26 protein-coding genes, 2 tRNA genes and 1 other RNA gene are annotated in these 23,695 nt (G+C 28.6%); 12 read left to right on the top strand and 17 right to left on the bottom strand.

Annotated elements, in window-relative coordinates:
• The first annotated feature begins 3 nt into the window (after positions 1-3).
• Complete coding sequence (locus tag AC8IGH_RS00870; protein WP_507418824.1) at positions 4-189, top strand: hypothetical protein; 186 nt, start codon at positions 4-6, stop codon at positions 187-189.
• A 12-nt stretch (positions 190-201) separates the two neighbouring features.
• Positions 202-287 (top strand) — tRNA-Leu (locus tag AC8IGH_RS00865).
• On the opposite strand, the gene AC8IGH_RS00860 is transcribed toward AC8IGH_RS00865, so the two are convergent.
• Entirely contained in the window at positions 288-869 is a 582-nt protein-coding gene (locus AC8IGH_RS00860) for a YqaA family protein (protein ID WP_507418823.1), read from the bottom strand. It abuts the tRNA gene before it with no gap.
• 88 nt (positions 870-957) lie between these two features.
• Here AC8IGH_RS00860 and AC8IGH_RS00855 point away from each other — a divergent pair, with 88 nt between their 5' ends.
• Positions 958-2,691 carry an AMP-dependent synthetase/ligase gene (locus AC8IGH_RS00855; RefSeq protein ID WP_507418822.1) on the top strand — a complete coding sequence of 578 codons (1,734 nt, stop codon included), beginning with the start codon at positions 958-960 and terminating at the stop codon, positions 2,689-2,691.
• Positions 2,692-2,693: 2 nt separating this feature from the next.
• On the opposite strand, the gene AC8IGH_RS00850 is transcribed toward AC8IGH_RS00855, so the two are convergent.
• The 8 genes from AC8IGH_RS00850 to AC8IGH_RS00815 form a co-directional block, all read right to left on the bottom strand.
• A tRNA-Arg gene (locus AC8IGH_RS00850) sits at positions 2,694-2,770 on the bottom strand.
• Positions 2,771-3,133: 363 nt separating this feature from the next.
• Positions 3,134-3,952, bottom strand: a complete 819-nt coding sequence (locus tag AC8IGH_RS00845) for a CarD family transcriptional regulator (protein ID WP_507418821.1) — start codon at positions 3,950-3,952, stop codon at positions 3,134-3,136.
• Between the two features lie 44 nt (positions 3,953-3,996).
• The gene (gene fdxA / locus AC8IGH_RS00840; RefSeq protein WP_507418820.1) at positions 3,997-4,338 is read right to left on the bottom strand and encodes a ferredoxin FdxA; all 342 of its coding nucleotides are present in this window, start codon (positions 4,336-4,338) and stop codon (positions 3,997-3,999) included.
• 67 nt (positions 4,339-4,405) lie between these two features.
• Positions 4,406-6,907: a helicase-related protein gene (locus AC8IGH_RS00835; RefSeq protein ID WP_507418819.1), complete on the bottom strand. Its 2,502-nt coding sequence runs from the start codon at positions 6,905-6,907 to the stop codon at positions 4,406-4,408.
• Positions 6,908-7,022: 115 nt separating this feature from the next.
• Positions 7,023-7,772: a C40 family peptidase gene (locus AC8IGH_RS00830; protein WP_507418818.1), complete on the bottom strand. Its 750-nt coding sequence runs from the start codon at positions 7,770-7,772 to the stop codon at positions 7,023-7,025.
• 68 nt (positions 7,773-7,840) lie between these two features.
• The gene (locus AC8IGH_RS00825; protein ID WP_507418817.1) at positions 7,841-8,239 is read right to left on the bottom strand and encodes an EF-hand domain-containing protein; all 399 of its coding nucleotides are present in this window, start codon (positions 8,237-8,239) and stop codon (positions 7,841-7,843) included.
• Entirely contained in the window at positions 8,236-9,711 is a 1,476-nt protein-coding gene (locus AC8IGH_RS00820; RefSeq protein ID WP_507418816.1) for an AmpG family muropeptide MFS transporter, read from the bottom strand. Before AC8IGH_RS00820 ends, AC8IGH_RS00825 begins: the two co-directional genes overlap by 4 nt.
• Before the next feature lie 42 nt (positions 9,712-9,753).
• Positions 9,754-10,275: a c-type cytochrome gene (locus AC8IGH_RS00815; protein ID WP_507418815.1), complete on the bottom strand. Its 522-nt coding sequence runs from the start codon at positions 10,273-10,275 to the stop codon at positions 9,754-9,756.
• Between the two features lie 106 nt (positions 10,276-10,381).
• Here AC8IGH_RS00815 and kdsB point away from each other — a divergent pair, with 106 nt between their 5' ends.
• From kdsB to truA, 9 genes are all read left to right on the top strand, one after another.
• Positions 10,382-11,119: a 3-deoxy-manno-octulosonate cytidylyltransferase gene (gene kdsB / locus AC8IGH_RS00810; protein WP_507418814.1), complete on the top strand. Its 738-nt coding sequence runs from the start codon at positions 10,382-10,384 to the stop codon at positions 11,117-11,119.
• On the top strand, positions 11,112-11,948 hold the full coding sequence (locus tag AC8IGH_RS00805; RefSeq protein ID WP_507418813.1) for a prephenate dehydratase domain-containing protein: 837 nt from the start codon (positions 11,112-11,114) through the stop codon (positions 11,946-11,948). The genes kdsB and AC8IGH_RS00805 overlap by 8 nt, the downstream gene beginning before the upstream one ends.
• Positions 11,949-11,997: 49 nt before the next feature.
• An RNA gene (gene ffs / locus AC8IGH_RS00800) (signal recognition particle sRNA small type) lies at positions 11,998-12,092 on the top strand.
• Between the two features lie 5 nt (positions 12,093-12,097).
• Positions 12,098-13,792 carry a DNA polymerase III subunit gamma/tau gene (locus AC8IGH_RS00795; protein WP_507418812.1) on the top strand — a complete coding sequence of 565 codons (1,695 nt, stop codon included), beginning with the start codon at positions 12,098-12,100 and terminating at the stop codon, positions 13,790-13,792.
• Positions 13,792-14,109, top strand: coding sequence for a YbaB/EbfC family nucleoid-associated protein (locus tag AC8IGH_RS00790; RefSeq protein WP_507418811.1), 318 nt, complete (start codon positions 13,792-13,794; stop codon positions 14,107-14,109). The genes AC8IGH_RS00795 and AC8IGH_RS00790 overlap by 1 nt, the downstream gene beginning before the upstream one ends.
• Before the next feature lie 2 nt (positions 14,110-14,111).
• Positions 14,112-14,720 (top strand): recombination mediator RecR, encoded by a 609-nt coding sequence (gene recR, locus AC8IGH_RS00785; protein ID WP_507418810.1) that lies wholly within the window; start codon positions 14,112-14,114, stop codon positions 14,718-14,720.
• 44 nt (positions 14,721-14,764) lie between these two features.
• The gene (def, locus tag AC8IGH_RS00780) at positions 14,765-15,295 is read left to right on the top strand and encodes a peptide deformylase (protein WP_507418809.1); all 531 of its coding nucleotides are present in this window, start codon (positions 14,765-14,767) and stop codon (positions 15,293-15,295) included.
• A gap of 7 nt (positions 15,296-15,302) precedes the next feature.
• Positions 15,303-16,223 carry a methionyl-tRNA formyltransferase gene (fmt, locus tag AC8IGH_RS00775; protein WP_507418808.1) on the top strand — a complete coding sequence of 307 codons (921 nt, stop codon included), beginning with the start codon at positions 15,303-15,305 and terminating at the stop codon, positions 16,221-16,223.
• Positions 16,224-16,961 carry a tRNA pseudouridine(38-40) synthase TruA gene (truA, locus tag AC8IGH_RS00770; RefSeq protein ID WP_507418807.1) on the top strand — a complete coding sequence of 246 codons (738 nt, stop codon included), beginning with the start codon at positions 16,224-16,226 and terminating at the stop codon, positions 16,959-16,961.
• 1 nt (position 16,962) lies between these two features.
• Here truA and AC8IGH_RS00765 read toward each other — a convergent pair whose 3' ends face one another.
• The 8 genes from AC8IGH_RS00765 to rnpA are packed head-to-tail and all read right to left on the bottom strand — an operon-like array spanning position 16,963 to position 23,695.
• Positions 16,963-17,889 carry a histone deacetylase family protein gene (locus AC8IGH_RS00765; protein WP_507418806.1) on the bottom strand — a complete coding sequence of 309 codons (927 nt, stop codon included), beginning with the start codon at positions 17,887-17,889 and terminating at the stop codon, positions 16,963-16,965.
• A complete protein-coding gene (gene dapE / locus AC8IGH_RS00760) occupies positions 17,886-19,046 on the bottom strand; it encodes a succinyl-diaminopimelate desuccinylase (RefSeq protein WP_507418805.1) in 1,161 nt (386 codons plus the stop codon). The genes AC8IGH_RS00765 and dapE overlap by 4 nt, the downstream gene beginning before the upstream one ends.
• 1 nt (position 19,047) lies before the next feature.
• Entirely contained in the window at positions 19,048-19,863 is an 816-nt protein-coding gene (gene dapD, locus AC8IGH_RS00755) for a 2,3,4,5-tetrahydropyridine-2,6-dicarboxylate N-succinyltransferase (protein WP_507418804.1), read from the bottom strand.
• 2 nt (positions 19,864-19,865) lie between these two features.
• Complete coding sequence (locus AC8IGH_RS00750; protein WP_507418803.1) at positions 19,866-20,534, bottom strand: pyrimidine 5'-nucleotidase; 669 nt, start codon at positions 20,532-20,534, stop codon at positions 19,866-19,868.
• Positions 20,534-21,388, bottom strand: a complete 855-nt coding sequence (argB, locus tag AC8IGH_RS00745) for an acetylglutamate kinase (RefSeq protein ID WP_507418802.1) — start codon at positions 21,386-21,388, stop codon at positions 20,534-20,536. The genes AC8IGH_RS00750 and argB overlap by 1 nt, the downstream gene beginning before the upstream one ends.
• Positions 21,388-23,082: a membrane protein insertase YidC gene (gene yidC, locus AC8IGH_RS00740; protein ID WP_507418801.1), complete on the bottom strand. Its 1,695-nt coding sequence runs from the start codon at positions 23,080-23,082 to the stop codon at positions 21,388-21,390. The genes argB and yidC overlap by 1 nt, the downstream gene beginning before the upstream one ends.
• Complete coding sequence (gene yidD, locus AC8IGH_RS00735; RefSeq protein WP_507418800.1) at positions 23,082-23,342, bottom strand: membrane protein insertion efficiency factor YidD; 261 nt, start codon at positions 23,340-23,342, stop codon at positions 23,082-23,084. Before yidD ends, yidC begins: the two co-directional genes overlap by 1 nt.
• Positions 23,342-23,695 carry a ribonuclease P protein component gene (gene rnpA / locus AC8IGH_RS00730; protein ID WP_507418799.1) on the bottom strand — a complete coding sequence of 118 codons (354 nt, stop codon included), beginning with the start codon at positions 23,693-23,695 and terminating at the stop codon, positions 23,342-23,344. The genes yidD and rnpA overlap by 1 nt, the downstream gene beginning before the upstream one ends.

Here is a 23,695-nt window from a genome sequence, read left to right as displayed (position 1 = left end):
AAAATGAAATTAAAATTTGATTTTAAGCAATTTGCTATATCTTTAGTGATTTCACCAGTAGTTTTTTACTTAGTCGTTGGAATTGCTAAGCTTTTTGGTGCGTCTTATAAAATTAATCATGGAGAATCTTTTATTATTTGGTTGCTGCTTGCGATTTTAATAAAAATTAGTTTTATTAACAAAAAATAAAAATTCTGATTTGCGGAAGTGATGGAACGGTAGACATGATAGACTCAAAATCTATTGCTCGCAAGAGTGTGAGGGTTCAAATCCCTCCTTCCGCACCATTAAAATAAATATTTTACTATAAAAAATATTAATAATAATAATATTACAATAATTATTGATAAAATATTTAAATATTTTTCTATAAAATTTTTTATACTTTCGCCGTACTTCCATATCAAAAAGCTGATTGCTAAAAAACGAATTGATCTTGATATAAAACTACCAACAATAAATATCCAAAAATTAAAGTGCACAAAACCACTACCAATGGTTAAAAGTTTATATGGAAGAGGAGTGAATGCATAAAAAAATACAATCCAAAATTCCATTTCTTTTGTAATAGAATTTGTAAATGCAATAAAAGATTCTTGATACCCATATAAACTTATAACTTTAGCTCCAATCGTATCGTAAAAAAAATATCCTAGATAATAACCAAAGGCGCCACCAAGTACTGAAAATACTGTTACAAAAAAACCAATGGCCATTGCCTTATGTCTTTTAACTAATTGTACAGGAATCATTAAAAAAACGATTGGAATTGGAAAAACACTACTTTCAATAAAACTTATAAAATATAGAAATTTTTCAGATTGTTTCTTAGAACAAATAGATAAAATTTTATTATACAGAGATCTCATTTTAAAAGTTGTTATATATTTAATTTTGTTATTAGCATCCAAAATAACTAATGTAGAATAAATAGCTTAAAAAAGTAGAATAAAATTTATGCAAATTTCGTCTTTTAATAGTTTAAATGAAATATTTTTTTTACAAACTGAAAGATATCAAAAAGAAGAACATTTATTCTATAATAATTTAGATAAAAAAAAATTTCAGAAATATTCTTGGTTAGATACTAAAAATAGTGTTTTAAAACTTGCAATATTTTTAAATCAAAAAAATATTAAGAAAGGGGATAGAATATTATTAGTTTCAGAGAATAGACCAGAATGGTTAATTGCTGATCTAGCAATATTGCTAAATTCAGCAATTACTGTTCCAAATTACACTACTTACACTGTAAATGATTTTGCATTTACAATTAATGACTGTAAGCCAACAGGATTAATTGTTTCAAGTACTCAGTTATTAAAAAATATTTTATTGGCAGCAAAAAAAATTAATTACAATTTTAATTTTATAATTTTTTTAAATCAGAATAATGAGCCTTCACAAGAAAATATTGTTAATTTTTATGATATTGTAAAAAAAGAAATTGATATTGAGCAGACAAAGATTTTTTTTAAAGAAAACAATAAAAAATTAACAAGAAAAGATCCTGCTTGTATAATTTATACTTCAGGCACTCAAGGAACCCCAAAGGGAGTTGTGTTGTCTCATGGAGGGATATTAAAAAATTGTGAAGGTGCCTTAGAATTCTTATATTTTATTAAAGAGCAAAAAAATATTTTTTTAACATGGTTACCATTATCTCATTCTTACGAACATACAGTTCAATTTGTTCAATTGAGTCTTGGGGCAAAAATATTTTATTCTGAAAGTTTAGATAAGTTATTGACCAATTTAAAAATTGCGAAACCAACGATCATGACTGCGGTACCAAGATTTTATACAAATTTGGTTCATAAAATTAAAATTAATTTGCAAAATCAAAGCAATTTTAAAAAAAAAATCTTTAATAAAACATTAGAGTTGGGTGAAAAAAAAATATTATTTAAAAAAATGACTTTTTTTGAAAAATTTATAAATTTGATACTTGATATAATTGTTAGAAAAAAAATTAAAAAACAATTTGGTGGCGAAATAAAAGCATTTATATCTGGAGGAGGGCCTTTAGATTATAATATTGGTATATTTTTAAATTCTCTGGGTTTGCCCACATTGCAAGGTTATGGGTTAACAGAAGCATCACCAGTGGTTAGCTGTAATTCAATTGATAAGATTAAAGTGGATACTGTTGGAAAGATTTTTAAAGATGTAGAGGTGAGGATAGCTACAGATGGTGAAATTTTAGTTAAAGGAGAAAATGTCATGCTTGGATATTGGAATAATAAAAGTGAGACTGAAAAGATCCTAAGAGATAATTGGTTATATACTGGAGATATAGGAGAAATTGATGGCGAAGGATATTTAAAGATCACCGATAGAAAAAAAGATATTATTGTAAATGCAGGTGGTGACAACATTGCTCCAAGTAAAATAGAAAATTTATTAGCAAACTATCCTGAAATTATTCAAAGCTATATTTATGGGGATAAAAAAAATTATTTAGTTGCTCTAATTGTTGTTCCAAAAGAGTTGGAGGATAGAAAAAATAAAATACAATTTATTATTGATAAAGTTAATAATGAGTTAAGTATTATTGAAAAGATTAAGAAATTTATAATTATTGATGATCCATTTACTATTGAAAATGAAATGTTAACTCCAACAATGAAAATTCGTAGACATCACATAAAAAAAATTTTTGGAGATCAATTAGAAAAACTTTATATCTAATTTGGTGCACTCGAGAAGATTCGAACTTCTGACACCAAGTTTAGGAAACTTGTACTCTATCCAGCTGAGCTACGAGTGCACTTAAATGAAATATAAATAATATTTATTCTAAAAAAAATATTAAAAAACTATTGTAAAACAATAATAAATGAATCAAAAAAAAAATTGATTCATTTTTTTAAAATTTTGTTCACAATTAAAAATTTGACATAGTAATCGATATGTTTTTAAGTATTTCTAATTGCGAATCACTTAAATTATTTAAGTGATCATTAACGTAACAGGAGAAAAAAATGGCTAAAAAAAGAAAAAAAGCTAAGAAAACTTCTAAGAAGAGAAAAGCTTCTAGAAGAAAGCCAGCAAAGAAAGCAAAAAAAAGAAGAAGATAGTTTTTTGAGTTTTCAAGAAAAACGCTCTTCAAATTTTTTGAAGGGCGTTTTTTTTATATAGGCTCCGCCGTTACAGTTTCTTTCTTACCAAGAGCTTTGTCTAATTTCTTTTTAGCATCCTCATTAGAAAGCTGCATTCCAATAGCTACTTCACCTAATAAACGATCATAGGCTTTTTCGAATAATTGTCTTTCGCTATAAGATTGATCAACTGGAATCTCAGTATTTTTATTTAGATCTCTTACTACTTCTGCAATCTGATAAATTTCACCAGAGTTAATTTTTTGATCATATTCTTGGGCTCTTCTGCTCCACATAGTTCTTCTTATTTTGGGTTTTCCTTTTAAAATAGAAATTGCTTTATTAATCTGGTTTACACTTGATATGGGTCTTAAATTTCCTTGTTGGTTAACAGGAATTGTTAAAACTAATTTATCTTTAGTAACCTGAATTTTGTAATAAGTCATTTCAATGTCAGCAATTACGCTGCTTTCAATTGCAACAATCTGACCGACACCGTGTTTTGGATAAATAACGTGATCTTTAACTTTATAAATTTTTTTATCGGATTCTTGTTTTGCAACTTTTGTAATTATAATTTCAGCAGGTACATTTTGAGATGCGGTTAGCGATTTTTGTTCGGAAGAAGTTTGCTGTATATTTTTTTGCGTTTCCGGATTTTTTGGTCTTCCTCTTTTTCCTTTAGGTTTAATTTCTATTGGAGGTTTTTCTTTTTTTAGAATTTCTTTTTTGGGAGTTTCTTTTTTTAGTGGTTTTTTTTCTAATTTAATTTTTTTATTTTTTTTTATATTTGATTCTTTTTTCTTATTTTGCGACTTTTTATTCTTCATGATTTTTTTTAGAAATTCCATGGCGCTTAATATAGTATCCGATTAGTTAATACAAGCTTACAAGATTATTTATTACCTGGCCCAGGTTTATCGCTAAAGTATTTTTCAAGTTTGTTAGGTATATTTTTAAATTTATCTGCATCTGGCAAAGGGTCTTTTTTTTTATTAATATTTGGCCATTTTGCGGACATCTCTTTATTTAATATAACTAATTTTTCTGTATTTTTATTTGTATCGGGTTCGATGGCATTTATTGGACACTCTGGTTCGCAAACGCCACAATCGATACATTCATCTGGATTGATAACCAACATATTTTCGCCCTCATAAAAACAATCTACGGGACAAACCTCAACACAATCTGTGAGTTTACATTTAACACAATTGTCATTCACTACGTATGTCATTACTTATTTTATAAGAATAAATTATTTAAATAATATTATTATTATCTTTAAAAATACAGAGCATTGTTCAATTGTTTAAAGATAAATTTTTGAGAGAAGCAAAAGGGTTGTTGATATTCTTTTTAACATTATCTTTTTTAATTTTTTTCTTATCTTTATGTTTAAAGTCATAACTAAATATATCTTTGTCCTTATCAATTTTTTTGTAATTCATTAATTTTAGTAGTTTTTCAAAATCTTCTTTTCCACATCCAAGAAGATTGAGCATTTCAGAAGATATAGAAAATTGATTGTTATTTGTTGAACTTAAGATTTTTATAAAAAGTTTTTCTAATATATCAACTCTGACTATATAATTTTCAAAAGTTTCAAATCCGCATATTAATAAAAATTCTTTATTTTTTGTTTCGAAATTCTTTAAAAAATTTAATCCAAAAGTGGGACATTTTTCTCTTTGAATTTTATTATTGAAGCAATTCCAAAGAATTATTTTTAAATTTACAGCTTTTGGCTTAATCATCAGAGGTTGATAAATATGATATCTGCCAATCTTAATGCCAATTTTTTTTATACTAGCTCTTTGTTCTTTATCTAGGTTTTTTAGTAAATCCTCGGCATCTAATCTTTTTAATACTCCATGGTTTTCAAATAATCTATAACATAAGGCTCGAGCGTAGCTATTTTCTAAATTAATTTTTGAGGTTTTAATTAAATCATGAAGGTAAATATTTTTTTCTTTATCTATCCATTTTTCCAAATAATCTTTTAATTTGCTTTGCTCATCTATGTCCAAAGCATCATCAATTAATAGTTTTATTTTCGGATTTAAATAATCTTTTCCTGGAATAATTGTTGCTATAGGATTTTCTTTCCAGAATATTTTAAAATCTTCCTTTAATTGAAGAGATACAGACTCAATATTTTGTTCAATAATTTCTGCGATCCTTTTTTTTAATTCTTCAATAATTCCTTGTCGAGCAGCTTTTTTTATAGATTTGATATCAGTTTGTAGAGCTGTACTTGAAAAATCTAAATTAAGTCTTAAACCTTTAATAGTTCCAATAAATTGTTTATCAATGATTACTTCATCTTTTTCTGAGATTTTAGTTTCTAATTTTGCATCCTGCTTTAAATGTTTAGAAAGAATACTTATCCTTCTATCAATAAAACTTTTTGATAACTCTTCGTGTAATTTTGCAGACAGTTTGTCTTCAATGTCTTTTGTTTTAGCTATCCAGTAATCACTATTTTCAACCCAATTTTTTTTATAAGAAACATAAGCCCAAGTTCTTACATGTGAAATTCTGTTTGCAATTGCATCAATATTTCCAGATTCATTATCCAATCCACTTAATTGAGTTCTCATCCATTCATTAGGTATTTTTCCCTTGTCAGAGATCAGGAATTCAAAGACTTTTTTAACAATATCAATATGTTCGTTATAAGAACTTTTGGTAAAATCTGGTATCTGACAACATTCCCATAAAGTTGATAGATTGTTGTTTTTATAATCGTTTTTAAATTGATCATTTTTAACTATTAGAGTTTTTAATACATTTTCATCTAATAGGTCTTTGTTTCTTAAAAGACTATAATCATAGGGTTTTTGATCAAGACTATTTAAAAGATTTCCTATGTTTGAGAAATCCAAATTAGAATTTCTCCAGTAAATATTTATAACACTATCAAATTTATGATTTTCTAATTTATCTATTTGTTCAGGATTTAATTCTTCACATTTTCCAGTAATCCCGAAAGTTCCATCATTCATATATCTACCAGCACGACCAGCAATCTGTCCTATTTCTGTTAGACGAAGATGTCTATTTCTTCTACCATCAAATTTATTTAGACTATTAAAACTGACGTGATCAATATCCATATTAATACCCATTCCAATTGCATCTGTTGCAACAAGAAAATCTACATCACCTGATTGATATAACTCAACTTGAGCATTTCTTGTTTTAGGACTCAAGGATCCCATAACAATTGCTGCCCCTCCCCGCTGTCGTCTAACAAATTCTGCAAGGGCATAAACTTCATCAACAGAAAAAGCGATAATAGCTGTTCGACCAGGTAGCCTTGAGATTTTTTTGTGACCTGAGTATGAAAGTTTAGAAAATCTTTCTTTAAAGATAAACTCAACTTCAGGGATAAATTTTTGTATTATATTTTGCATAATGTTAGAGCCAAGAAACATTGTTAATTTATCACCACGCATATTTAATAAACGATCAGTAAAGATATGACCTCTTTCAGGATCGGCACACATTTGAATTTCGTCTACTGCAACAAACTCAGTGCTAATGTCGAGAGGCATAGACTCAACAGTGCATAAAAAATAATCTGCATACGGAGGAATAATTTTTTCTTCTCCAGTTATTAAAGCAACTTTTTCTACGCCAATTTTTTGAATACATTTTTCATAAACTTCTCTTGCAAGTAAACGAAGTGGAAATCCAATAATTCCAGATCCGAACTGAAGCATCCTTTCAATTGCAAAATGAGTTTTGCCAGTATTTGTTGGACCGAGAACAGCAATAATTTTATTTTCTGATAAGGACATTTTTAGTATTAAATTTTTTTCGAGATACTACCTATTGTTATTAGCTAAGAACAAAGCAGGCTTAAAATATGACCGAATCAGCAGAAAAAATGTTCTCATTTTTTTAAATATTTAATTAAAAATTTTTAATACGTTTAACACACAATAGTGGCAATTTAGATTTTGAATATATTTTTTTAATAGTTTCTTTTATTCCCATGATAATTACTTTTTTTTTAGCACCAAAAGCATGTACTAATTTTTTATTGTTTAATGCAATTGCGACATGGCCCTTCCAAAATAAAAGATCTCCTTTTTTTATATTCTTGAAAGTAATTTCTTTTTTAAAGAATTGTTTTTGATCCTTAGAATCTCGTGGACTATAGATATTGTTAAATTTTAATAATTCTTGAACTAAAGCCGAACAATCTATCCCTTTAGGACTGTTGCCGCCCCATAGATATTTTGTATTAAGATAGAATTTAACATTATTAAGAAAATGTTTAGTTTTAAAATCTATTGGTTTGATATTTTTTTTTAAAATCCATCCAACATTTGTTTGAATAAAATTATTTGCATTATTTAAAATAGATATTCTTGAATTAAAAAATATTTTATTATTTGTTTTATATTTGTTATTTGGTTTTTTATATAGGTTGCAATCTTTAGAAATAATCTTGTGTGTTTTTTTTTCTTTATCCAGATATAAATCTTTTGTTTCAATAAAACCTTTATATTGGTCATAAGCTTTATATCCTTTATAAAAATTTTTTATTTTTTTTTGAGCGACAAAATTCTCTCCCAAAAGAATTTGAGTAACAATTTCAGAATTTTTATTATTTTTTTTGTAAATGTTTGCAACGGGACTCTTAACTGTAAGCAACATATTCTTATAAATCTGTGGGAATAATAACAGATATTCTCTTTATAAATAAAATATATTTTAAAATTAAACTATTTTTTTGGTGCTGGAGCCTGCTCTTTTTTTTGCTCTGCCTGTTTCTTCTTAGCGTCAGCTTCTAATTTTTTTAATTTAGCGATTGCTGCATTTTCTTCTTCTAAAGTAACTATACCGTCTTTATTAGTGTCAGTATTATCAAATCTTGCAGCTGCATCTTTTAAAGGATTTGCATAAAATTCTTCTTTTGTAATTTTTCCATCACCATCTTTATCAATGCTATTAAAAATTTTTTCTAATTCTTTTTTATTTGCATCTAAATAATCTTGTCGCTTTAATGGAAATGGAGATTTTTGCGCCGAAACTGTATTGCAGATTAGCAAAGCTAAAATAGTAGATAGTAATATTTTTTTCACAAGCGAGGTATATGCTTCATTATTATTAGTGTAAATCATTTTTTACTAATTTTTACATTCTTGTTTATCCACATTATTAGAAAAAGAACTGGAACGCCAATGATTGCAGTGAATATAAAGAATGTCGAGTATCCAAAAAAATTTACAAAACTGCCAGCATAACCAGCAATAAGTTTAGGCAAGAATAACATTGCTGAGCTAAAAAGTGCGTATTGTGTTGCTGTAAATTTTATTGAGGTTAGTGCTGAAAGATAAACTATAAATGTAGCTCCAGCAAAGCCACTTGCAATATTATCTGCAGTAATGACAAATGCTAAGATTTTAACGTCAGCAGTAATAAGTGCTAGCCAAGCAAATAAAAGATTACTCAATGCTGAAATTAATGCGCCAATAAATAATGATCTCATTATACCTAGATGAACAGAGGCTAGGCCACCAATAATCCCGCCAATTATAGTTGCCATCGTTCCAAAGAATTTTGAGTAGGTTGCAATTTCTGCAACTGAAAAACCTTTTTCTATATAAAAAACATTGGCCATGACGCCCAGTACTACATCTGAGATTCTATATAATCCGATTAAAAGTAAGATTGATGTTGCTTTAGATCCATATCTTTTTAGGAAATCAAGAACAGGTTTTGCATAAGCATTTTTTGTAATTTCTTTGTTAATAAATTTTATTTTAATTAATAAAAATAAAATTAAAGAAAATATTAAGAAACAAAAAATGATTTTAATAAATTCATTTAAAAAACTAACAATAGGATCTTTGCTATCAAATAAATCTTTAAAATATAAATAACACAAAATAAATCCTGCTAAAGAAAATAAGAAAGCAATAAAAAATCTAATTTTTTGGTTAGATTTTTTTTCAATATTTCTTTTTATTTTTGGCTCAGAAGAATAAAAAACAGTTAGAACTCCAAATAGCATAAGCAAAGCCATTATTTGATAAACTTGTTGCCAAACTTTTTGATCATAAACTTCAGTTCCTAAGAATGATGCAATCCATAAACTTCCTGCTCCAGCAACAATCATGGCTATGCGGTAACCAGTTAAGTACATTGAAGATAGTGCGCCTTGTAAGCTTTTAGGCACAGACTCAATTCTAAAAGCATCTAATACGATGTCCTGAGTTGCACTTGAGAATGCAATAAATATTGCTCCTATCGCTGTGCATATCAAAGAAGTTTTTGGATCTGTAAAAGAAATGAAAATTAATGAGAGGATAATCATTAATTGAGATAGCAATAACCAACCTCTTCTGTGTCCTAATTTTCCTAATATTGGTAATTTTAAATTATCAACTACGGGTGTCCAAATAAATTTGAAAGAATATGCAAAGCCAACCCAACTGAATAAAGTTATAGTTGCTCTATTCACTCCAGCTTTGAATAACCATACAGATAATGTAGAAAAAATTAGTAGCAAAGGTAGACCAGCAGCAAAACCAAGAAATAACATTCTTAATGATTTAGGATTTAAAAGTGGACTTAAATAAGAAAATGACATCAGAAAGTAATTTATTTTTTTTTATGGAGAATTTAAAGAAAACTATTTAAGCGTACTTAAATATGCAATTAAACTTGCTCTCTCTTCATCTTTTGCAATACCAGCAAAGGCCATTTTAGTTCCTTTAATGTAATCGGCCGGTTTATACAAAAATGCATTTAGTTCTTCTACTGTCCAAGGTTTTCCATGAGCGGCAAGTGCAGAGGAATATTTAAATTCTGGATGTGAAGCAGATTTTTTACCAACAATAGCCCACAGCGGAGGACCAATTTTTGATGCACCACCACTTACATTAGTATGACAAGCTGCACATTTCTTAAATGCGTTCTCTCCAGCAGCAACGTTTGCTGTTGCTAATAAAACTTTTATATCTGCTAACTTTTCCTCTTTTTTTGCTTCACCTTTAGACGCAGTTTTTGTTTCCACTACACCTTCTATTTTGTAACCTTGAGTCTCAGGTTTTTTTACGTGATAAATAGAATCTGCAATTTGATTTAAACCAATTATCAATAAAGCAACGACTAGTACCGCTGCAGCAATTTTATTAAATTCAAAACTGTCCATATTCTAGTGATTTTTATAATGTAAATTGTATAACATCATAATCTTTAAAGTAAAAAAAATTTTTTAAAATCTATTTTATGCGTCTTACAGTCGCATAATTTTAATTATGAACAATACAGTTATTTTAATACCAAGCCATTTACGAGCAACAAGACTGCCTAATAAACCATTATTGTTAATTAATAATAAACCTATGATTGTTCATTGTTGGGAAAGGGCAGTCGATAGTAAAATAGGCGATGTATATGTTGCTACAGCAGATAGCGAAATTGCAAAAGTTATAAAAGATGCTGGCGGCAAAAGTATCCTAACAAGTAAAGAACACAAAACAGGCTCTGATAGAATTTTTGAAGCTATAGAAAAAAATTTTTCTCAAAAACCAAAGAATATTATCAATCTACAAGGGGACATGCCAAATATTAATCCTTCAGCAATAAAATTATTAGATAAATTTATGAAAAATAATTCTTATCGGATTGCAACTCTTGCTACAAAATTAAATTCTATAAAAGATTTAGATAATAAAAATATTGTAAAAGTTGAAACTAAAAAAGAAATCGAAATAAATAATTTTAATGATGCATTAGATTTTTTTAGATCGAAAATTATAAATGAATATAGTTTTTATTATCATCATGTTGGTATTTATGGTTATCAATACGAAACATTAAAAAAATTTATTTCTTTAAAAAGAAGCGATAATGAAATTAGCAGAAGTTTAGAACAAATGCGCGCTATGGATAATAAAATATCCATAAGTGTTGGTTTGACAGATTCTTATCCATTAGGAGTAGATACTATTGAAGATTTGGAAGAAATAAGAAATATTATGAAAAATGACTAATAAAATAATTATTCAAGGAGAACAAGGCGCTTATTCGCATTTAGCTGCAGCAAAGATCTTTAAAAATCCTACTATGATATGTTGCAAAACTTTTGAGGATGCTTTTACTAAAACAAAAATTATTAAAAATAGCAAATTATTAATTCCGATCGAGAATTCTATTGCAGGCAGAGTTGCGGACGTTCATTATTTATTATCTTCTTCTAGATTAAAAATAGAAGGAGAACATTTTCAAAAAGTTGAACATTGTTTGTTAGGATTAAAAGATGCTTCCATAAAAAAAATAGAAACGGTAAGAAGTCACGCCCAGGCTATTGGTCAATGTAAGAAAAATATTCATAAATTAAGATTACAGCCAATCGTAGCGGCTGATACCGCTGGCTCTGCAAAATATATTTCTGAAAATCAAATAGAAACTGAGTCAGCTATAGCATCAGCACTTGCCGCAAAGATTTATGGGCTTAAAATCTTAAAGAAAAATTTTGAAGATTTAAAAGGCAACGTTACTAGGTTTTTAATTATGTCTGGTTCAGCAAGACCAAAACCATATAAAAAAAATAAGAAATATATCACTTCTTGCATTTTTCGTTTAAAAAGCGTGCCGTCGGCTTTACATAAGGCATTAGGAGGCTTTGCTGAAAATAAAGTTAATCTTACAAAGCTTGAAAGTTTTTCAACTGGAAATTCTTTTAAGCAAGCAAGTTTTTATCTTGATATTGAAGGGCATATTGAAAATTTATCAGTAAAAAAGGCTTTAACTATTTTAAAAGAACATACTGAAAAATTAGACATTTTAGGTGTTTATTTTGCTAATTCATTTAGATATTAAAATTATTATAGCTGTCGTTTTTTTTTAATTATCTTGTTATAATATTTTGGGAGATTGGTGGCAGGTGGAGATTACGCTAATCCGGTCAGGTCTGAAAAGAAGCAGCCGTAACGATAATTTTTCAGGTTGTCCTCAGTCTCCCGTTTTTTATGGAAAATAATCATAAAGGTTTAGCTCTAAAGTATCGACCACAAAGTTTTGATGAAGTTATAGGTCAAGATGTGATGGTACAAATTATTAAAAATGCGATTAAATTAGATCGTATTCCTAATGCTTATTTATTAACAGGAATTAGAGGCGTTGGAAAAACGACGACTGCAAGAATAATTGCTAAAGCTATTAATTGTAAAAATATTGAAACTTTACAAAAAAAGTGTGAAGGCTTTTGTCATTGTGAAGCTATAACAGATTCAAATCATATCGATGTTTTAGAAATGGATGCCGCTTCTAAAACTGGAATTGATGACATTAGAGAATTAATTGATTCTGCTAAATATTATCCTACAAGTGCTAAATATAAAGTTTTCATTATTGATGAAGTTCATATGTTATCAAAACAAGCATTTAATGGCCTACTTAAAACTTTAGAAGAACCTCCTCCTCATCTTAAATTTATATTAGCAACTACTGAAGTTAAAAAAATACCACTAACTATTATCTCGAGATGTCAAAGATTTGATTTAAGAAGAATCAAACTTGAAGAAATGATTTCTTTCTTAAAGAAGATTTCTGATAAAGAAAAAGCCAAAGTTAATGAAAAGGCATTGATGATGATCGCAAAAGCATCGGAAGGCTCAGTAAGAGATGCGCTATCTATATTAGATCAGGCTATTTCAACATTTAATGTTTTAGGAGAAGAGATTAATGAAAAATCAGTTAGAACAATGTTAGGTATAGCTGATCGTTCAAGAATTATTGATCTTGTACGCTATGTAATTAATGGTGATAAAGAAAAAGCTCTACAGGATGTCCAGGAAATATTTGATTTAGGAGCTGATTCAAAGTTAGTCTTACAAGACATGTTAGAAGTTATTTATTTAATTTCTAGAAGTAAAAGTTTTGGTAAAATTGAAAATGATCTAACAGTTTCAGAGTCTGAATCTGATTTAATCTTTAAACTATCTAAAGATATTGATTTTTCATACATTTCGATGATTTGGCAATTTATTCTTAAAGGAATTGAAGAATTAAATTTTGTCCCAAATCATTTTCTTTCTTTCCAAATGTTAATTATGAGACTAATTCATTTAAAGGATTTGCCAAGTCCTGAACAGGTAATCGAAGAGGTTTTAAACTCAGATACAAATGCAATAGCAGGGTCGAATGAAAAAAAGGATGAGTTTAATGAAATTAAATCAGGAACAATTATTAATAAACAAACCTCAGCAAAAACACAAATTAAGAGTATTCTTCAAGAAAAAGAAGATGACATAGATCGAAATCCAAAAATTTTAGAAAAAAAACAAGAAGTTAAAAAAATTGAAATAATTAATTCATTTGAAAAATTAGTACAAATTGCCAATGATAAAAAAGAAATTGAATTAAAGTTTGATTTAGAAAGAAATGTTCGAGTAGTAAAATTCGAGACTGGAAAAATTGATATTTCGTTTAATGAAAAATTATCTAAAAATTTTGTAAGAAATTTAACAGAAAAACTTAAATTGTGGACAGGTGAAAGATGGATAATCTCTTTATCGAAAGAAGCTGGAAAAAATACAATTTTTGAGAATAAAGAGATTTACAAAAAAAAATTATTACAAGATGCGCTTGAAAGTGAAGTTTACAAAAAGATAAAGGAAAACTTTCCAGACGCAGAGCTTAGTGATGTAGAGGAGATCAAATAATGGATTTTGGTGGAATGTTAAAAAAAGCGCAGGAGATGCAGCAAAAAATGATGGAAGCAAAAGCCTCACTCAAGAATATTCAGGTAGAGGGAGTTGCAAATAATGGTGCTGTGAAAGTAATTTTGAATGGAAATTATGAAATGATCAAAATAGATATTGATCCAAAGTTAATGGCAGAAGAAAAAGAAGTTTTAGAAGATTTAATTATAATTGCTACTAATAATGCTAAAAAAGAAGTTGAGATTAAATCATCAGAAGAAATGTCAAAAATAACTGGTGGTTTAAAATTGCCTCCAGGATTTAAACTTCCTTTTTAGTAATGAAAAATAATTCTCATCCAGACTTAGAAACTTTAATGTTTCTGATTGCAAAACTTCCAGGTTTAGGACCTAAGTCTGCAAGACGTATTGCTCTTTATCTTCTTAAAAACAGAGATAATATCATGAAACCACTATCTGGTGCTTTAGATAAAGTTTATCAAAATGTTGCTCGTTGTAATCTTTGTGGAAATTTTAAAACGAATAAAATTGAGTGTAATTGCAGTAATAAGAATAATTATGAACAAATTTGCGTTGTAGAAAATGTTGCAGATATGTGGGCTCTTGAGAGCACTAATGTTTATAGTGGCCAGTACCATATTTTAGGAGGAACTCTCTCGGCAATTAATGGAATAAATCCAGAAGATCTTTTAATTGGTTCATTAGTTAATAGAATTAAAGCGAACTCAGTAAAAGAAGTTATCCTCGCAACAAGCGCTACAATCGAAGGCCAAACAACAGCACACTATATCAAAGATAGTATTAAAAATTTAAATGTTAAAGTTACTAAGTTAGCACACGGCTTGCCAGTGGGTGGTGAGATCGAATATTTAGATGACGGAACATTATTTTCAGCATTTAAATATCGTAGTTCTTTAAATACCGATTAGTATCAAGCGCTTGATTAATTAAGTAGATTTAGTATTTTTTCATTATGACTATTAGGCAAATCTTAACAGAGCCGGATCCTCAATTAAGAATTAAATCAAAACCGGTTCAAAAAGTAGATTTTGAAATTAAAAATCTCATGAAAGATATGTTAGAGACTATGTATGCAGCTCCTGGAATTGGTCTTGCTGCTGTTCAAATTGGGGTACATAAAAGAGTTGTGGTTATAGATATTGCGAAAGAACCTGAGCCAAATAATCCAATGTATTTTGTAAACCCAGAAATAGTTTGGACATCAAAAACAAAATGTACTTTTGAAGAAGGTTGTCTTTCGTTACCTCAACAATTTGCAGAAATAGAAAGACCTGAACAATGTCATGTAAAATATTTAGATCAAAACGGAAAAGAACAGTTACTAAAAGCGGAAGGATTACTTTCAACTTGTATTCAACATGAAATTGATCATTTGAATGGAGTTTTATTTATTGATTACTTATCAAAACTAAAGAGATCTTTTATTTTAAAAAAACTTTCAAAAGCAAAAAAAGAAGCTGTTTCAGATCATATTAATTTTTAGGTAATCCATGTCATTAAAAATAATTTTCATGGGAACACCAGAATTTGCTGTTCCTGTTTTGAAAGAATTAATTAAAAAAAACTTAGATATTGTTCACGTTTATACGCAGCCGCCAAAAAAATCTAATAGAGGTTTAAAAATTGAAAAAACTCCAGTTCATTTAGAAGCGGAAAAGAATAATTTAAAAGTGCATTATCCTAGTTCATTAAAAAATGAAGAAGAATTGGATTTTTTTAAAAAAATAGAACCTGATTTAGTGATTGTTGTTGCTTATGGACAAATTATTCCTGAGAATTTTTTAAATTTATCTAAAAAAGGTTTTATTAATATTCATGCTTCTTTATTACCTCATTGGAGAGGCGCAGCACCTATTCAAAGAGCAATTATGAATGGTGATGAATTTACTGGAATTTCAATTATGAAAATTGAAAAAGGATTAGATTCAGGACCTGTAATGTTATCCGAGAAGATTGAGATTAATAATCAGTTAAATTACGGTTTGTTAAGTAACCAGTTATCTCTTTTAGGCTCTAAATTAATAGTTAAAGCTATCAATTTAATAGATGAAGACAAAGCTAAATTTGAAGAACAGGATCACGCCAAAGCCACACATGCTAAAAAAATTACTCATGAAGATGAGGAAATTAATTGGAATAATGAGGCACATAAAATCGTACGACAAATCAATGCATTAAATCCAACACCAGGAGCTTGGTTTAGTTTTAAAAATGAAAGAATTAAGATTTGGAAAGCAGAAGTTATAAATCAAAAAGGAAATACTGGCACGACGCTTAATGATAACCTTTTAATTGCCTGTAAAGATTTTGCAGTTCAAGTCTTAGAAATCCAGAGACCAGGTAAGAAAATTCAAAAAGTAAAAGAATTTTTATTAGGTTACAAAATTCCCAAAGCATCACAATTGATTTAAATGCCAAGATTAAAATGTATAGTTGAGTATGATGGCACTCATTTTGTAGGTTGGCAAAGACAATTGAATGGCAGATCAATCCAAGAAGCGATTGAGCAAGCAATAGAGAAGATAGCTGAAAAGAAAATAACAATTTTTGGAGCTGGAAGAACTGACACAGGAGTTCATGCTGTTCATCAAGTCTTTCATTTTGACTTTAATAAAAATATTGATGCTAAAAAAATTACAGAGGCTCTAAATTTTTATTTAAAAAATGAATCTATAAGTATTTTAAAAACAGAATTAACAGCAGACGATTTTGATGCAAGACGAGATGCAAAGTTAAGGGTTTACAAATATGTAATTATTAATCGAACTTCACCTTTATCCATAGAAAAAGATAGAGCTTGGCAATTAAAAATAAAACTTGATGAAATAAAAATGAACGAAGCTGCACAAATTTTATTAGGCACTCACGATTTTACAACTTTTAGATCAGCTTCGTGCGGAGCTAAATCTCCAATAAAAACTATGGAAAAAATAAATATTTTTAGAAAAGATGATTATATTTATAGTTATTTTGAATCGCAGTCTTTTTTACAACATCAAGTTCGATCTATTATGGGATGTATAAAGCTTGTGGGTGAAAATAAATGGATAAAAGATGATTTGTTAGATGCGTTAAATTCCAAAGATCGTTCTAAATGCGCACCCCCAGCGCCTGCTGCAGGATTATATTTAGAGAGTATTATTTATTAATTTAAACTTCTAATAAAGCTTCAACGTGATACTTGGCACTTTCTTGAATAGCAGTAAGATTGTAGCCACCTTCTAAAATTGAAACTATTTTATTTTCACAAGACTGTTTTGCAACTTTCATGAGTTCTTTGGTTAAAAAATAATAGTCTTTAGATTCTAAATTAATATTAGCTAAAGGATCATTTTTATGAGCATCAAAACCTGCTGATAATAATAAAAATTCAGGTTTAAATTCATTTAATTTTTCATAAACTTTTTTATAGCTATTAAAAAATTCTTTAGAGCTTACCCCTGCTTGCAGAGGAATATTTAAAATATTATTGTATTTTCCAGTCTCATCCTCAGAGCCTGTGCCTGGATAAAATGGAAACTGATGGGAAGAAATATATAAAATTCTCTTTTCATTATAAAATATATCCTGCGTTCCATTCCCATGATGAACATCAAAATCAACGATTGCTACTCGATTTAATTTATATTTTTCTAATAAATAAGTTGCTCCAACAGCAACGTTATTAAATATACAAAATCCCATAGCCTGTTCCTTTTCAGCATGGTGTCCAGGAGGTCTAATAACACAAAAAGCATTACTAAACTCTTTAGTAATCACCCCATCTATAGCATTAATGATTGATGAAACTGAGTCGTAAGCTGCTTTTTTAGTGCCCGAAGAAACAATCGTGTCTCCATCAAGAAAAACTAACCCATCCTTTGGAAATGATTGATTAATTTTTTCAAAATATTTCTGTGAATGAGTAAGTTTAATATATTTTTCATCAAACGACCCTACTTTTTTCCATATCAAATTTTTAGATTGTATTTTTTTTAAACCACTAATGATTGATGGAATTCGCTCAGGACATTCTGGATGACCAAGACCAGTGTCATGTTTAACGGAAGAATCAGAGGTAAATATACAGGTTGTCACTTAAAGTAATTAACAAGAATATCTAAATATATGTTTTTTAATTTTTTTAAATCAGCCACTCTGGCCATTTCATCTACTTGATGAATAGTTTTCGCAATTAAACCAAATTCAATACAAGGAGTAATTTTTTTTATAAAACGAGCATCAGAAGTTCCACCAGATGTTGATAGAATAGGATTAATTTTTGTATTTTTTTTTATAATATTTTTAATCATGAAAACAGTTTTGTTAGGTTTTGTTAAAAAAGATTCTCCTGAAACATGATACTTAATTTTATAGCTTGCATTAGATTTTTTAGTGGTAGAAGAAAAAATTTTATTTAATTTATTTTTAAGAGAGTTTGATGTGTGTAAATTATTAAATCTTATATTGAACGAAGCCTTTGCTTCCGCAGGTATGACATTATCGGCAGTGTTATCAATGGTAATTTTTGTAATCTCAAGATTTGAAGGTTCAAAATCTTTATTGCCTCTATCTAATTTTAATTTTTTAATTTTATTTAAAACTTCAATTATAATTGTAGAAGGATTATTAGAAGCGTGAGGATAGGCAACATGTCCTTGTGTGCCTATAATTGTTAAATAGCCCGTCATACTTCCTCTTCTGCCAATCTTAATCATTTCACCTAATTTATTTTCATTTGTAGGTTCTCCAACTATACAAAAATTAATTTTTTCTTTTTTTTGTATTAATTTTTCTATAACTTTTTTTGTTCCATTAATTGCAACGGTTTCTTCATCGCCTGTTATAAGTAAACTTATAGACCCTTTGAGTTTCTTATTTTTTTTCAGAAACTCGCTAACAGCAGCTATAAAACAAGCAATAGCGCCTTTCATATCGCTAATGCCCCGGCCGATTAATTTTTGATTTTTAATAACTCCGCCAAAAGGATTAACAGTCCATGACTTTAGGTCTCCAACTGGAACAACATCTGTATGTCCAGCAAAACAAAAATTAGGAGAACTTTTTCCAATTCTTGCATATAAGTTTTTAATTTTTGCAGTACCTTTTTCTTGAAACTCCATGACTTGACATTTAAAACCTATTTTTTTTAGATTTTTTGCAACTATATTAATTGCACCATCGTCTTTGGGCGTAACACTCTGACATTTAACAAGATCTCTTGCTAAAGAAACTTCATTGATAGTCTTTAGCATATCAATCTCTCAGTAGATCGTTTATTGAAGTTTTGCTTCTGGTTTTTTCATCAACTGTTTTTACAATTACTGCGCAATATAGACTTGGCTTATTTTTGTCTTCATTTGCAAGTGATCCTGAAACTACAACTGAATAAGGAGGAACTTTTCCGTAAATAGTTTTGTTTGTTTTTCTATCTATAATTTTTGTTGAGGCTCCAAGATAAACTCCCATTGAAATTACTGAACCTTCTCCAACAATAACTCCTTCGGCTACTTCTGATCTTGCGCCAATAAAACAATTGTCTTCAATAATCACTGGATTTGCTTGAAGAGGTTCTAATACTCCACCGATTCCAACTCCTCCAGAGATATGACAATTTTTTCCAATTTGTGCGCATGAACCCACAGTTGACCAGGTGTCAATCATTGTACCATCATCAACATATGCACCTACATTTATAAATGAAGGCATTAACACAACATTTTTTCCAATATATGCAGATTTTCTTATAACCCCATTAGGCACTGCTCTAAATCCAGCATCAAGATGTTTTTTTTCGTCCCAATGAGTTGTTTTGCCATCTACTTTGTCGAACCAACTTGTATAGGGACCTGACAAAATTTTATTATCTTGAATTTTGAAACTTAAAAGAATTGCTTTTTTTATCCATTGATGGGTATGCCATTCATTATTTTTTTTTTCGCATACTCGAATAATTCCTGAATCAAGTTTTTCTAAAGTTTCGTTTATTGCAGAAATAATTGATTTATCAGTATTTTTATCTATTCTGCTTCTATCTTCCCAGGCTTTTAAAATAATATTTTCAATACTCATGTCTATTTAATTAACAAATTACACTGTTCAAGAAAATGATCTAATTCTTTTATTTTAAAGTGTATATGATCCTCATCATGTCCTTCTTTTGCCCAATTATCTTCATTTATTATCCATCCTGTTTTCATGCCAAGTTCATGAGCTGGCTTTAAATTACGCGCGATGTCCTCAAAAAAAATACTTTCTTCTGGCACAATGTTATATTTTTTAATAAGTCTTTCATAGGGAGATCTTTCCGGTTTTGGAATAAAATCTGAGTCAACAATATCAAATATTGAAAAAAGATTTTCATCAAGTTGTAAGTTGCTAACAACATTTTTTGCATGTTTTCTTGAGCCATTTGTAAATATAATTTTTTTTCCAGGTAGATTTTTTATTTCTCTATTTAGTTTTTCATTTTTATTTAAAAAACTATAATCAATATTATGTACAAATTCTAAAAAGTGATGTGGATCAATATTATGATGTTTAATAAGTCCATTCAAAGTAGTTCCATGTTTTTGGAAATAATCATTTTTTATTTGAATAGCCTCTTGATGATTAACATTTAAATGTTGGGTGATAAAACTTGCCATTAGTTTATCAATTTTAGAAAATAAGTTTGTAGAGGAAGGGTATAGTGTATTGTCTAAATCAAAAATCCAAAATTTTACGTTTTTAATTTCATTCATTATTTTATGATTAGTGTTCCAGCTCCAATATTTGAGAATAATTCAAAAAGAACGGCATGAGATTTTCTTCCATCAATTATAACTACTCCATTTACTCCTGATTCAATTGCACTAATACAGGTTTTGATTTTAGGAATCATTCCGCCAGTAATCGTACCATCATCAATAAGATTCAAAGCTTGCTTAGTAGATAATTGAGATATTAAATTACCATTTTTATCATTTACTCCTGGAACATCTGTCATTAGCAGTAGTCTTTCAGCTTTTAATTGGTTTGCAATAGTTCCTGCTGCTGTATCCGCATTTACGTTATAGACTTGGTTTTTGTTATCCATTCCCATAGGTGCAATAACAGGAATAATTTTTTGTTTAAAAAAATTATTTATAATCTTTGTGTCAATTTTTTTTGGATCACCTACAAATCCTAATTTTTCATCTACAGCTTTATCAATATAAATTATATTATTTTTTCTAACAGTAACCGATTCTGCTTTTGCTCCGTAATTTATAATTGCATCTCTTAGATCTGGGTTTATTTCATTTAATAAAACGTCTTCTACAACTTTTATTACATTTTCATCAGTAACTCTTAACCCTGAAATAAATTTACTTTCTAAGTTTTGAGCCTCTAATTTTGTTTTAATTTGAGGTCCACCACCATGAATAACTGCAACGTCGACATCTAATTTTCTTAGAATTGCTGCATCTTGTGCAAATGCTTTCGATAAACTTTGATCAGACATTACCTGACCGCCGTATTTAAGAATTATTTTTTTATTTTTGTATTTTTCGAAGTAAACGGACGCCTCTTGAATTGATGGACCAAGTTCTGGCCAAAAAGACTTAATATCCATCAAACCGTTTTCACCGTAGTTTTTTTCATAATATAGTACTGTTGAGCCATTGTAAGAACGTTACTTACTGTCCAATATACAACCAAACCTGAAGGGAAGGTCGCTAACATAATAGTCAAAAGTAAAGGGAAGAATGCAAAAATTTTAGCTTGTATTGGATCAGGAGGAGTCGGATTTAGTTTTTGTTGAAAATACATGGTTACACCCATTAATATTGGCCAAACACCTATCATTAAGAATGAAGGAGGATTCCATGGAATTAAACCAAATAAATTAAAAATTGTCGTTGGATCTGCAGCTGATAAATCTTTAATCCATCCAAAAAAAGGAGCATGACGCATTTCAAGTGTTATAAAAAGCATTTTATAAACTGCGAAGAAGATAGGAATTTGAATTAATATTGGAAGACATCCTGACAAAGGATTTACTTTTTCTCTTTTGTATAGAGCCATCATCTCTTGTTGTGTTCTTTTTACATCATCTTTATAAAGTTCTTTTATCCTTAACATTTCTGGTTGAAGAACCTTCATCTTCGCCATTGATTTAAAAGAATAATTAGCAAGTGGAAAAAACACAATTCTTACAATAATAGTAAGAATAATAATTGCGACTCCAAAGTTTCCAGTTAATTTAAATATATAATCAATTATAAAAAAAAGTGGTTTTGTAATAAAATAAAACCAACCCCAATCAATTGCTAAATCAAAACGATCAATTTTTTCTTTTTCAGCATAGCCATCAACTACAAAAACCTCTTTTGCTCCAAGAAATATTTTAAGACTACTTGAGGCACTTTTTTGTGCGTTTACTAAAGTTGGCTCAGATATTATAAAATTTGCTTTATAAGAATTTGCAAAAGAATATTCTCCTTTAAAAGATTTTCCATTCTCAGGAATAATTGCAGCCATCCAGTATTTGTCAGTAATGCCAAACCAACCGCTTTTTCCAGTATAAATCTTTTTTTCTTTTTCTACATTAGCGTAAGTTTCTTCTTTTAGATTTTTATCTGCAACACCAATTAAACCTTCATGAAGAATATAAAAATCAGCTGTTTCAGGTTTTGTATTTCTGGTAATCTGTGAGTAATGAAATAACTCGGCAGGTTTGTTTTTTTCATTTTTAATTGTTTCAGTAATTTTAAATAAATACTTATCATCGACTTCGATTTTTTTAACAAAAATGACTCCTTCTCTATTATTCCACTCTAGAGTTATAGGAGAATTAGGAGTTAATTTTTTACCTTCTTTTACTTGCCAAATACTATTGTTATCAGGCACTTTAATATCAGCTTTTGCTGTTGCCCAACCCGACTCTACAAAATAACCATTTTCAGTTTTTTTTGGACTAAGAAGAATAATCGGTTTGCTATTTTTATCTAAGGTCTCTCGGTAGTTTTTTAATATTATATCATCTATCAGAGCTCCTCTTAAAGAAATAGATCCTGATAAATTACTATTTTCAATAAAGACTCTCTCTCCTTCTTTCAGAGAATCATTTCTTGAAATACTTTTAGTTGGATTTATTTTTGTAGATTGTGGAGTTTCAGGTTTTTGAATATTTGTTTGAACTTCAGTTTTTCCTTGAATTTCAAGTTTCTTTTTTTGAATTTGGTCTGGGTTTTCAACAAACACAGACCATCCAACTAAGATTATAGTGGATAACAACACAGCTAAGATAACGTTTTTATTTTCCATTATTTATTCTTCTTATTTACAACGGGATCATAACCAAATCCTCCGCCTAAGAATTTAATAGGGTGGCATCTTAGGATTCTAAGAGTTCCTTTGAAACATCCTTTAATAAAACCAAACTCCCTTAAACTTTGTATAAAATATTCGGAGCAAGTCGGATCATAATGACAAGCATTATTAAAAAAAGGAGATAACAGAAATTTATAAAGTTTAATAAATCTTATAACAATTAACGAAAAATAATTATCTAATTTTTTTATCATTATTTTAATAAACTAAATTTATATCCAAGTTCTTGTACAATTTTATTAAAATCAACATCATATATTTTTGATTTTGCAAAAACAGCATACTTATATTTATTGTTAAATGAATCAATCTCAGTAATCGCTTTACGTGCAGCCATTTTTAATCTTCTTCTAATTTTATTTCTTTTTACTGCATTTCCGAGCTTTTTAGCTGACACAAAACTTATATGAATTTTATTTTTTTCAAAAATAGTATCTTTGTTAGTGTAATAGATTGTGAATAAGTCTGAATTTAATTTTTTTGCTGATAAAATTTTTTTAAACTCAAGATTGCCTCTAAGACTTTCAAATTTTAGAGTCTTAAGCAT

Origin of the sequence: Candidatus Allofontibacter sp. (assembly GCF_038145245.1) — a bacterium.
Classification (GTDB): domain Bacteria; phylum Pseudomonadota; class Alphaproteobacteria; order Pelagibacterales; family Pelagibacteraceae; genus Fontibacterium.
The sequence above is the reverse complement of the archived record's forward strand: the minus strand, read 5'-3'. Positions and strand labels throughout refer to the sequence as shown.

What these genes read in the sequence shown, in the direction of transcription:
- AC8IGH_RS00870 (WP_507418824.1), top strand. Translation starts at nt 4, where the DNA reads ATGAAATTAAAATTTGATTTTAAGCAATTTGCTATATCTTTAGTGATT.
- AC8IGH_RS00860 (WP_507418823.1), bottom strand. Translation starts at nt 869, where the DNA reads ATGAGATCTCTGTATAATAAAATTTTATCTATTTGTTCTAAGAAACAA.
- AC8IGH_RS00855 (WP_507418822.1), top strand. Translation starts at nt 958, where the DNA reads ATGCAAATTTCGTCTTTTAATAGTTTAAATGAAATATTTTTTTTACAA.
- AC8IGH_RS00845 (WP_507418821.1), bottom strand. Translation starts at nt 3,952, where the DNA reads ATGGAATTTCTAAAAAAAATCATGAAGAATAAAAAGTCGCAAAATAAG.
- fdxA (WP_507418820.1), bottom strand. Translation starts at nt 4,338, where the DNA reads ATGACATACGTAGTGAATGACAATTGTGTTAAATGTAAACTCACAGAT.
- AC8IGH_RS00835 (WP_507418819.1), bottom strand. Translation starts at nt 6,907, where the DNA reads ATGTCCTTATCAGAAAATAAAATTATTGCTGTTCTCGGTCCAACAAAT.
- AC8IGH_RS00830 (WP_507418818.1), bottom strand. Translation starts at nt 7,772, where the DNA reads ATGTTGCTTACAGTTAAGAGTCCCGTTGCAAACATTTACAAAAAAAAT.
- AC8IGH_RS00825 (WP_507418817.1), bottom strand. Translation starts at nt 8,239, where the DNA reads ATGATTTACACTAATAATAATGAAGCATATACCTCGCTTGTGAAAAAA.
- AC8IGH_RS00820 (WP_507418816.1), bottom strand. Translation starts at nt 9,711, where the DNA reads ATGTCATTTTCTTATTTAAGTCCACTTTTAAATCCTAAATCATTAAGA.
- AC8IGH_RS00815 (WP_507418815.1), bottom strand. Translation starts at nt 10,275, where the DNA reads ATGGACAGTTTTGAATTTAATAAAATTGCTGCAGCGGTACTAGTCGTT.
- kdsB (WP_507418814.1), top strand. Translation starts at nt 10,382, where the DNA reads ATGAACAATACAGTTATTTTAATACCAAGCCATTTACGAGCAACAAGA.
- AC8IGH_RS00805 (WP_507418813.1), top strand. Translation starts at nt 11,112, where the DNA reads ATGACTAATAAAATAATTATTCAAGGAGAACAAGGCGCTTATTCGCAT.
- AC8IGH_RS00795 (WP_507418812.1), top strand. Translation starts at nt 12,098, where the DNA reads ATGGAAAATAATCATAAAGGTTTAGCTCTAAAGTATCGACCACAAAGT.
- AC8IGH_RS00790 (WP_507418811.1), top strand. Translation starts at nt 13,792, where the DNA reads ATGGATTTTGGTGGAATGTTAAAAAAAGCGCAGGAGATGCAGCAAAAA.
- recR (WP_507418810.1), top strand. Translation starts at nt 14,112, where the DNA reads ATGAAAAATAATTCTCATCCAGACTTAGAAACTTTAATGTTTCTGATT.
- def (WP_507418809.1), top strand. Translation starts at nt 14,765, where the DNA reads ATGACTATTAGGCAAATCTTAACAGAGCCGGATCCTCAATTAAGAATT.
- fmt (WP_507418808.1), top strand. Translation starts at nt 15,303, where the DNA reads ATGTCATTAAAAATAATTTTCATGGGAACACCAGAATTTGCTGTTCCT.
- truA (WP_507418807.1), top strand. Translation starts at nt 16,224, where the DNA reads ATGCCAAGATTAAAATGTATAGTTGAGTATGATGGCACTCATTTTGTA.
- dapE (WP_507418805.1), bottom strand. Translation starts at nt 19,046, where the DNA reads ATGCTAAAGACTATCAATGAAGTTTCTTTAGCAAGAGATCTTGTTAAA.
- dapD (WP_507418804.1), bottom strand. Translation starts at nt 19,863, where the DNA reads ATGAGTATTGAAAATATTATTTTAAAAGCCTGGGAAGATAGAAGCAGA.
- AC8IGH_RS00750 (WP_507418803.1), bottom strand. Translation starts at nt 20,534, where the DNA reads ATGAATGAAATTAAAAACGTAAAATTTTGGATTTTTGATTTAGACAAT.
- argB (WP_507418802.1), bottom strand. Translation starts at nt 21,388, where the DNA reads ATGGATATTAAGTCTTTTTGGCCAGAACTTGGTCCATCAATTCAAGAG.
- yidC (WP_507418801.1), bottom strand. Translation starts at nt 23,082, where the DNA reads ATGGAAAATAAAAACGTTATCTTAGCTGTGTTGTTATCCACTATAATC.
- yidD (WP_507418800.1), bottom strand. Translation starts at nt 23,342, where the DNA reads ATGATAAAAAAATTAGATAATTATTTTTCGTTAATTGTTATAAGATTT.
- rnpA (WP_507418799.1), bottom strand. Translation starts at nt 23,695, where the DNA reads ATGCTTAAGACTCTAAAATTTGAAAGTCTTAGAGGCAATCTTGAGTTT.